The organism is Streptomyces sp. NPDC057002 (assembly GCF_042673825.1).
Classification (GTDB): Bacteria; Actinomycetota; Actinomycetes; order Streptomycetales; family Streptomycetaceae; genus Streptomyces.
In genome coordinates this window covers 335895-344827 of sequence record NZ_JBHURZ010000005.1, presented here as the reverse complement: position 1 = coordinate 344827, position 8933 = coordinate 335895, and the positions used below count along the sequence as shown (strand labels likewise).

General features: G+C 72.1%; 7 protein-coding genes. 4 read left to right on the top strand and 3 right to left on the bottom strand.

The window, feature by feature from the left end; genetic code table 11:
* On the bottom strand, nt 1-1019 hold a 1019-nt coding region (locus ACFT32_RS25765; protein ID WP_382493565.1), incomplete at its 3' end, for a HAMP domain-containing protein.
* Between the two features lie 192 nt (nt 1020-1211).
* Here ACFT32_RS25765 and ACFT32_RS25760 point away from each other — a divergent pair.
* The gene (locus ACFT32_RS25760) at nt 1212-3653 is read left to right on the top strand and encodes a SpoIIE family protein phosphatase (protein ID WP_382493563.1); all 2442 of its coding nucleotides are present in this window, start codon (nt 1212-1214) and stop codon (nt 3651-3653) included.
* A gap of 27 nt (nt 3654-3680) precedes the next feature.
* Nucleotides 3681-4913 carry a radical SAM family heme chaperone HemW gene (gene hemW, locus ACFT32_RS25755; protein WP_382493560.1) on the top strand — a complete coding sequence of 411 codons (1233 nt, stop codon included), beginning with the start codon at nt 3681-3683 and terminating at the stop codon, nt 4911-4913.
* A 110-nt stretch (nt 4914-5023) separates the two neighbouring features.
* Here the strand turns inward: hemW and ACFT32_RS25750 are convergent, their stop codons facing one another.
* Together ACFT32_RS25750 and ACFT32_RS25745 are read right to left on the bottom strand one after the other, a co-directional pair.
* On the bottom strand, nt 5024-5821 hold the full coding sequence (locus ACFT32_RS25750) for a DUF3097 domain-containing protein (protein WP_382493557.1): 798 nt from the start codon (nt 5819-5821) through the stop codon (nt 5024-5026).
* A 31-nt stretch (nt 5822-5852) separates the two neighbouring features.
* Nucleotides 5853-6584 carry an MBL fold metallo-hydrolase gene (locus tag ACFT32_RS25745; protein WP_382493554.1) on the bottom strand — a complete coding sequence of 244 codons (732 nt, stop codon included), beginning with the start codon at nt 6582-6584 and terminating at the stop codon, nt 5853-5855.
* Between the two features lie 172 nt (nt 6585-6756).
* On the opposite strand from ACFT32_RS25745, the gene hrcA reads away from it, so the two are divergent.
* Complete coding sequence (gene hrcA, locus ACFT32_RS25740; RefSeq protein WP_382493551.1) at nt 6757-7773, top strand: heat-inducible transcriptional repressor HrcA; 1017 nt, start codon at nt 6757-6759, stop codon at nt 7771-7773.
* Complete coding sequence (gene dnaJ / locus ACFT32_RS25735) at nt 7773-8909, top strand: molecular chaperone DnaJ (RefSeq protein WP_382493548.1); 1137 nt, start codon at nt 7773-7775, stop codon at nt 8907-8909. The genes hrcA and dnaJ overlap by 1 nt, the downstream gene beginning before the upstream one ends.
* Nucleotides 8910-8933: the final 24 nt, after the last annotated feature.

The window sequence follows — 8933 nt, the reverse complement described above, 5'->3', positions numbered from 1 at the left end:
TGAGCCCGGCCGCCGAGATTGCCCTCGGTGCCGACCTCGCGGGCGACGCGGGTGACCTCGTCGGCGAAGGCGGAGAGCTGGTCCACCATCGTGTTGATGGTCGACTTGAGCTCCAGGATCTCGCCCTGCGCGGCGACCGTGATCTTCTGCGACAGATCGCCGTTGGCCACGGCCGTCGTCACCTGGGCGATGTTGCGGACCTGCGAGGTCAGGTTCGACGCCATGAAGTTGACGTTGTCGGTGAGGTCCTTCCAGACCCCCGACACGCCCCGCACCTGTGCCCGGCCGCCCAACTGGCCCTCGGTGCCGACCTCGCGGGCGACGCGGGTGACCTCGTCGGCGAAGGCGGAGAGCTGGTCCACCATCGTGTTCACGGTCAGCTTCAGTTCCAGCAGCTCGCCGGTCGCCTCCACCGTGACCGTGCGGGTCAGATCGCCCCGCGCCACCGCCGTCGTCACCGCCGCGATGTCCCGCACCTGGGCCGTCAGCCGGGACGCCATGGTGTTGACGGCCTCGGTCACGTCCCGCCAACTGCCCGACAGGCCCCGCACATTGGCCCGGCCGCCCAGCCGGCCCTCGGTGCCGACCTCGCGCGCGACCCGCGTCACCTCGCCTGTGAACAGGGACAGCTGATCCACCATCGTGTTCACGGCCCGCCCGAGACGACGCAGGTCGCCGCGTAACTGCCGGGTCCCGTCGTGCAGATCGACCCGCTGGGTCAGATCGCCGCCGGCCACCGCGTCCAGCACCCGCGTGGCGTTCGCCGCCGGGGCGACCAGGGCGTCGAGCAGCTGGTTCACGTCGTTGACGCGGGACGTCCACAGACCCTGGCCCGGACTCGCCGAGAGGCGCTCGTCGAGCCGGCCGTGCCGCACCAGTTCCCGCCTCACGCGCCGTGTCTCGGTGGTGAAGTGGATGCTGCGGTCCATGATCTGGTTGAAGACCGCGGTGAGTTCGGCCACCATCCCGTGGCCGGATTCCGGCACCTTGGTGAAGTCGCCGTCACGTGCGGCGGTCATCGCGGCGAGCAGTGGACGCAGATCGGATGTACGAATCTGACCGTCTTCGTACCCATCTTCGACCACAGGAGTAGCACTGTTCTCACTCATGGCGGCCCACTTCGGTAACTCGGCGCTTATGGGCGTGGTCAGTCTGTCACTCTGTCGGCATCGACTGTGGCGTATTCGTACGAACTGCCCGGGGAGCTGTCCATGGGGGCCATTCCGACGCAACGGGAGACCGCCTCCCGTGCCTCGCAGGCGCCTGCACACGCTTCGGAGACGCCTGCGTCCGGTGAGGACGAGCCCGTTTTCGAGGAGCCCGCAACGACTGCCGAGACGCTCACGCCCGACGCGTGCGCGCCGGCCTGCGCGGCGCCCGCACCGATATTCGAGGCGCCCGCACAGGAGCGCGCGCGGGCGCGCGCGACCCTGTCCGGCAGTTCGCTCGCGCCGGGCACCGCACGCGCCCTCGTGCGCTCGGCGCTCGCCGACTGGACCCGGCTCGGTCTGCCCGGCACCGAGCACCTCACCGACCGCCTCGCCGACGACGCCACGCTCGTGGTCAGCGAACTCGTCACCAACGCCGTCGTGCACGCCGGCACCGACGTCGAGCTGGAGTGCCGGCTGGAAAACGACGGTGGCGAAGGCGGCGACGCCGACGACAACGACACGGCCGCGCTCGTCATCGAGGTCTGCGACCACCACCCCTCGCGCGCCCCGCGCGGCGGCGAGCCGGAGACACCGCACGACATGCCCGAGTACGGGCGCGGCCTGCGGCTCGTCGGCGCGCTCTCCGAGGCCTGGGGCATCACGTACCGCACGGGCCGGAAGACCGTGTGGGCGCGGTTGCCCGCCGGGGGGTGCGCGGCGGGCGAGCAGATCGAGGCGTACGCCGAGGAGCAGGCGCTGGCGCGCGGGCTCCGGGTGGCGGAGATCCTGGCGCCCGAGCCGCGCCAGGGCTGGGAGGCCGAGGAGCCGGGTGACACGGGAGCGGATGCGGGCACGGGTGGGGGAGGGGCGAGGGAGGCCGGGCGGCGTCGGCGTGACGGGCGGGGCCGGGAGCACGCACACGACTCCCGTGGTCTGCGGGACGGGCAAGACCCGCAGGACTCCCGCGGTTTGCGGGACCGGCAGGACCTACAGGACTCCCGGGGCGTGCGGGACCGGCAGGACCTACCGGACTCCCACGGTTCCCGCGACCGGCAGGACCTACAGGACTCCCACGGTTCCCGCGACCGGCAGGACCCGCAGCACTCCCGTGGCATGCGGGACTGGCGTGACTGGGACGACGTACGAGACTGGCGGGATCGTTACGAGGGCGGCGGTGACGGACGCGACGGTGCCTGGCTGGGCCGCGGTGCCCTTTCCTTCCTCGCCGAGGCCTCCGACCTGCTCGCCGGACAGCTCGACGAGGACCTGGTCGCCGCCCTCGCCGGGCAGCTGATCGTGCCGCGACTGGCCGACTGGTGCGCGGTCTGGCTGGAGGACGAGGCCACCGGCGGCGGCTGGAGCGGCGGGGCCGGAGCGGGCGGGGCGCGCCTGGCCCGGGTCTGGCACGGCAGCGAGAACCGCATCGAGGAGCTGCGCCAGGCGCTGGAGAAGGACCCGCCGCACCCGTCCGACCCGCCCGGGTCCGGGCCCGTCGACTACCCCTGGCCGGGCGAGGCGCTCGGTGAGGCGCCGGGCGAGCCGGGGTCGGCGCTCGCGTACCGGCTGGTCGCCGGGGGACGCCCGCTGGGCACCCTGGTCATCGGCCGGTCCGGGGCCGCCGGCTTCCCCGACGAGATCACCGGACTCGTGGAGGATCTCAGCCGCCGCGTCGCCCTCGCCATCGGCGCCGCCCGCCAGTACGCCCGCCAGGCCACCATCAGCGCCGTACTCCAGCGCGGACTGCTGCCAGGCGCCGTCGCCGAGATCCCCGGGGTGCGCAGCGCGCTCGTCTACGAGCCGTACGACAAGGGCGGTCCCAGCGGCGACTTCTACGACCTGTTCCCGGCCGGTGACGGCCGCTGGTGCTTCGCTGTCGGTGACGTCCAGGGCAAGGGCCCCGAGGCGGCCGTCGTGATCGGCCTGGCCCGGCCCTGGCTGCGGCTGCTGGCCCGCGAGGGCTACCGGGTCGCCGACGTCCTCGACCGCCTCAACCAGCTCCTCCTCGACGACGCCACGGAGGCCGCGGACGCGGCGGCCCGGGCGCTGGTGGCCGCGGGCGCCCGGCCGACCCCGCCCGGCGACGGCCCTCAGACACGCTTCCTGTCCCTGTTGTACGGCGAACTGGTCCCCTTCGACGGCGGTGTCCGCTGCACCGTCGCCTCCGCCGGGCACCCGCTCCCGCTGCTGCTCGGGGCGGGCGGCGAGGTCCACGCGACAGCGCAGCCGCAGACCCTCCTGGGGGTCGTCGAGGACGCCACGTACACCAGCGACACCTTCGAGCTGCGGCCCGGCGACACGCTGCTGTGCGTCACCGACGGCGTGACCGAGCGCCGCTCCGGCTCCCGCCAGTTCGACGACGAGGACGGGCTCGCGGCGGCGCTCGCCGGGTGCGCGGGGCTGGACGCCGAGCTGATAGCCGAGCGGATCAAGCGGCTGGTGCACGAGTTCGGGGCCCGGCCCCCGGCCGACGATCTCGCGCTGCTGGTGCTCCAGGCGGAGTGAGTGTCCCGGTGCTGGACAATGGAAGGCATGCCTTCCGCACTTCCCGACGGTGAGCCCGTCCCCGACGACGGCGCGCTGCCCCTGTCCGCGCTCGCCGGGGCCGCCGGCCGTCCGCTCGGGTTCTATCTGCATGTCCCGTACTGCGCGACCCGCTGCGGCTACTGCGATTTCAACACCTACACGGCGACCGAGCTGCGCGGCACGGGCGGTGTGCTGGCCTCCCGTGACAACTACGCCGAGACGCTGGTCGAGGAGGTCCGCCTGGCGCGCAAGGTGCTGGGCGATGATCCGCGGCCCGTTCGCACGGTGTTCGTGGGCGGGGGGACGCCCACGCTGCTGGCCGCCGGTGATCTCGTACGGATGCTGGGCGCGATCCGTGACGAGTTCGGGCTGGCGCCGGATGCCGAGATCACGACGGAGGCGAATCCGGAGTCGGTGGATCCGGCGTATCTGGCCGCGCTGCGCGAGGGCGGCTTCAACCGGATCTCGTTCGGCATGCAGAGCGCGCGGCAGCATGTGCTGAAGGTGCTGGACCGTACACACACGCCCGGGCGTCCCGAGGCGTGCGTGGCGGAGGCGCGGGCGGCGGGCTTCGAGCACGTCAACCTGGATCTGATCTACGGCACGCCGGGGGAGAGCGACGACGACTGGCGGGCCACGCTGAGCGCGGCGCTCGGGGCCGGGCCTGATCACGTCAGCGCGTACGCCCTGATTGTGGAGGAGGGGACGCAGCTCGCTCGTCGGATCCGCCGGGGCGAGGTCCCCATGACGGACGACGATGTCCACGCCGACCGCTATCTGATCGCCGAGGAGGCGCTGTCCTCGGCCGGTTTCGAGTGGTACGAGGTGTCCAACTGGGCGACTTCGGAGGCGGGGCGGTGCCTGCACAACGAGCTGTACTGGCGCGGGGCCGACTGGTGGGGGGCCGGGCCGGGGGCGCACAGTCATGTGGGGGGCGTTCGGTGGTGGAACGTCAAGCATCCGGGGGCTTATGCGGGGGCGCTGGCGGCGGGGCGGTCGCCTGGGGCCGGGCGTGAGGTGCTGTCGGACGAGGACCGGCGGGTGGAGCGGATTCTGCTGGAGTTGCGGCTGCGGGAGGGGGTGCCGTTGGCGTTGCTGCGGGAGGAGGGGTTTGCTGCCTCGCGCAGGGCGCTGTCGGAGGGGCTGCTTCAGGAAGGGCCGTATGAGGAGGGGCGTGCGGTGTTGACCTTGCGGGGGCGGTTGCTGGCCGATGGGGTTGTTCGGGATCTCGTGGACTGAAGTGCTCGGGGTTGGTGCTCGGGGCGGGTGGGGGCGCAGCCCGGCGTAGCGGGGTGCCGCTGCGCCCACCCGTGCCGCCCTCAGCGGCACGATTGCCCGCAGCTATGCAGCTAGGCGGTTACGAAGTCGATCAGTTCTTCCACCCTGCCCAGGAGTTCCGGCTCCAGGTCCCTGTACGACCGCACCCCCGACAGGATCCGTTGCCAGGCCGCGCCCGTGTTGGGCGGCCAGCCCAAAGCGCGGCATACGCCCGTTTTCCAGTCCTGGCCGTGGGGGATGCGGGGCCAGGACTCGATGCCGAGGGACGCCGGCTTCACCGCTTCCCAGATGTCGATGTACGGGTGGCCCACCACCAGGGCGTGCTCGCTCGTCACCGACTCGGCGATGCGCCACTCCTTGCTGCCCGGAACCAGGTGGTCCACCAGGACGCCGAGGCGGGCGTCCGGGCCAGGGGCGAAGTCGGAGACGATCGCGGGCAGGTCGTCGACGCCCTCCAGGTACTCCACGACCACGCCCTCGATGCGCAGGTCGTCGCCCCAGACCTTCTCGACCAGCTCGGCGTCGTGCCGGCCCTCGACATAGATGCGGCCGGCGCGGGCGACACGCGCGCGTGCGCCGGGGACGGCCACCGAACCGGAGGCGGTGCGCGTGGGGCGGGCGGGGCCGGACGCCGGGCGGACCAGCGTCACCACCCTGCCCTCCAGCAGGAAACCGCGCGGCTCCATCGGGAAGACGCGGTGCTTGCCGAAGCGGTCCTCGAGCGTCACCGTGCCCGCCTCGCAGCGGATCACCGCTCCGCAGAAGCCCGTCCCGGCCTCCTCGACCACCAGGCCCGGATCCGCCGGAACCTCGGGCACCGGCTTCGGCTTCTTCCACGGCGGGGTCAGATCGGCGGAGTACTGGCGCATTCGAATGACGATAGGAGAAGGCGCAGGGCGATCACCGCGACACGCCGAAACGCGCCGCCAGCGCGTCCCGCTGGGCCCGGACGAACGCCGCGTCCACCACCGCTCCGTGACCGGGCACGTACAGCGCGTCCTCGCCGCCCAGATCCAGCAGCCGGTCCAGGGCGGCCGGCCAGTGCGACGGCACCGCGTCGGGGCCCGCCTGGGGCTCGCCGGACTCCTCGACCAGGTCGCCGCAGAACACCACCTCCGGATCACCGGGCACCAGCACCGCCAGGTCGTGCGCGGTATGCCCCGGGCCCACGTTCGCAAGCAGCACCTGGCGGCCGCCGCCCAGGTCGAGCGTCCACTCGCCGGAGACCAGATGGCGGGGCGGGACCAGCCGGTCCGCCGACTCCCGCGCCACGGGCTCCGCCAGGCCGTTGCGTACCGCGTCCGCGCACAGCTCCTCGCGGTCCCGCACACGCGTGAGGACCGCGTCCACGCCCACCGCGCCGAAAACCTCCGCCTCCGGGAACGCCGCCGCGCCGAAGACATGGTCGAAGTGGGGGTGGGTCAGCGCGAGATGCGTCACACGATGACCGGTGAGCGACTGCGCCTGCGTGCGCAACCGCGTGCCCTCGGCCATGCTCGACCCCGCGTCGATCATGAGGACCGCGCCCTCACCGGCGACCAGTCCCGCCGTGCAGTCCCACACCGGGAGCCGGCACCGCCCCACCCCGGCGGCCACCCGCTCCCACCCGAGCTCTTCCCAAGTCACCGTCATACGGCGACGCTAGCGGTGACACCCGTCGCGGGCACGACAGCGCACGACCAGCCTTGCCGGGGGTGCACCCCACCGCCGTACACTGGGCCGGGGAATGCTGGCACTCGCACGCGCAGAGTGCCAGGCCACGACAGGCAGGGCCGCGAGCGGAAGACTTCTGGAGGTGTGCGCGATGCTCAGTGAACGCAGGCTTCAGGTGCTGCGCGCCATCGTCCAGGACTACGTCGGCACCGAGGAGCCCGTCGGCTCCAAGGCCCTCACCGAGCGGCACAGCCTCGGCGTCTCCCCGGCCACCGTGCGCAACGACATGGCGGCCCTCGAGGACGAGGGATACATCGCCCAGCCGCACACCAGTGCCGGGCGCATCCCCACCGACAAGGGCTACCGGCTGTTCGTGGACAAGCTGGCCGGCGTCAAGCCGATGACCGCGCCCGAGCGGCGCGCGATCCAGAACTTCCTCGAAGGTGCCGTCGACCTCGACGACGTCGTGGCGCGTACGGTGCGGCTGCTGGCGCAGCTCACGCGCCAGGTGGCCGTCGTGCAGTACCCGTCGCTGACCCGGTCGACCGTGCGGCATGTGGAGTTGCTCGCCCTCGCGCCCGCGCGTCTGATGCTCGTGCTGATCACGGACACCGGGCGGGTCGAGCAGCGTGTGGTCGACTGCGTGGCGCCCTTCGGCGAGGCCTCGCTCGCGGATCTGCGCGCACGGCTCAACAGCCGTGTGGCGAACCGCCGTTTCGCGGATGTGCCGAGTTTGGTGGAGGATCTCCCGGAGGCGTTCGAGCACGAGGACCGGGGTACGGTTTCCACGGTGCTCTCCACGCTTCTGGAGACGCTCGTCGAGGAGAACGAGGAGCGGCTGATGATCGGCGGCACCGCCAATCTCACCCGTTTCGGGCATGACTTTCCCCTGGTGATCCGGCCGGTGCTGGAGGCGCTCGAGGAGCAGGTCGTGCTCCTCAAGCTGCTCGGCGAGGCGAAGGATCCGGGCGTGACCGTACGTATCGGTCATGAGAACGCCCACGAAGGACTCAACTCCACGTCCGTCGTGTCGGTCGGCTACGGTTCGGGCGGCGAGGCAGTCGCCAAGCTCGGCGTGGTCGGACCGACCCGCATGGACTACCCGGGAACGATGGGAGCGGTACGCGCAGTGGCACGGTACGTCGGACAGATCCTGGCGGAGTCGTAGTGGCCACGGACTACTACGCCGTACTCGGCGTGCGCCGCGACGCGTCGCAGGAAGAGATCAAGAAGGCCTTCCGGCGGCTCGCACGCGAGCTGCATCCGGACGTCAACCCGGATCCGAAGACCCAGGAGCGGTTCAAGGAGATCAACGCCGCCTACGAGGTGTTGTCGGATCCGCAGAAGAAGCAGGTCTACGACCTCGGCGGCGACCCGCTCTCGCAGGCCGCGGGCGGCGGCGCGGGCGGCTTCGGAGCCGGTGGCTTCGGGAACTTCTCCGACATCATGGACGCGTTCTTCGGCACGGCGTCGCAGCGCGGTCCGCGCTCGCGCACCCGCCGCGGCCAGGACGCGATGATCCGTATCGAGGTCGAGCTCGACGAGGCCGCCTTCGGTACGACCAAGGACATCCAGGTCGACACGGCCGTCGTCTGCAACACCTGCAGCGGCGAGGGTGCCGCGCCGGGGACGAGTGCGCAGACGTGTGACATGTGCCGCGGCCGCGGTGAGGTGTCGCAGGTCACCCGGTCGTTCCTCGGCCAGGTCATGACGTCCCGGCCCTGCCCGCAGTGCCAGGGCTTCGGGACCGTGGTGCCGACGCCGTGCCCGGAGTGCGCCGGTGACGGCCGCGTCCGCTCCCGGCGGACCCTGACCGTGAAGATCCCCGCGGGTGTCGACAACGGCACGCGCATCCAGCTCGCCGGCGAGGGCGAGGTCGGGCCCGGTGGCGGTCCCGCCGGTGACCTCTACGTCGAGATCCACGAACTCCCGCACTCCACGTTCCAGCGGCGCGGCGACGACCTGCACTGCACGGTGACGATCCCCATGACGGCCGCGTGTCTCGGCACGAAGGTGCCGCTGGAGACGCTGGACGGCATGGAGGAGGTCGACATCCGCCCGGGCACCCAGTCCGGCCAGTCGATCCCGCTGCACGGCCGGGGCATCACGCACCTACGGGGCGGCGGACGCGGCGACCTCATCGTCCACGTCGAGGTCCAGACCCCGACCAAGCTCGACCCCGAGCAGGAGCGGTTGCTGCGCGAGCTGGCCAAGCTGCGGGGCGAGGAGCGGCCTACGGGGCAGTTCCAGCCGGGGCAGCAGGGGTTGTTCTCGCGGTTGAAGGACGCGTTCAACGGGCGCTGATCGGTTTTTCGCGGCGCCTTTTCC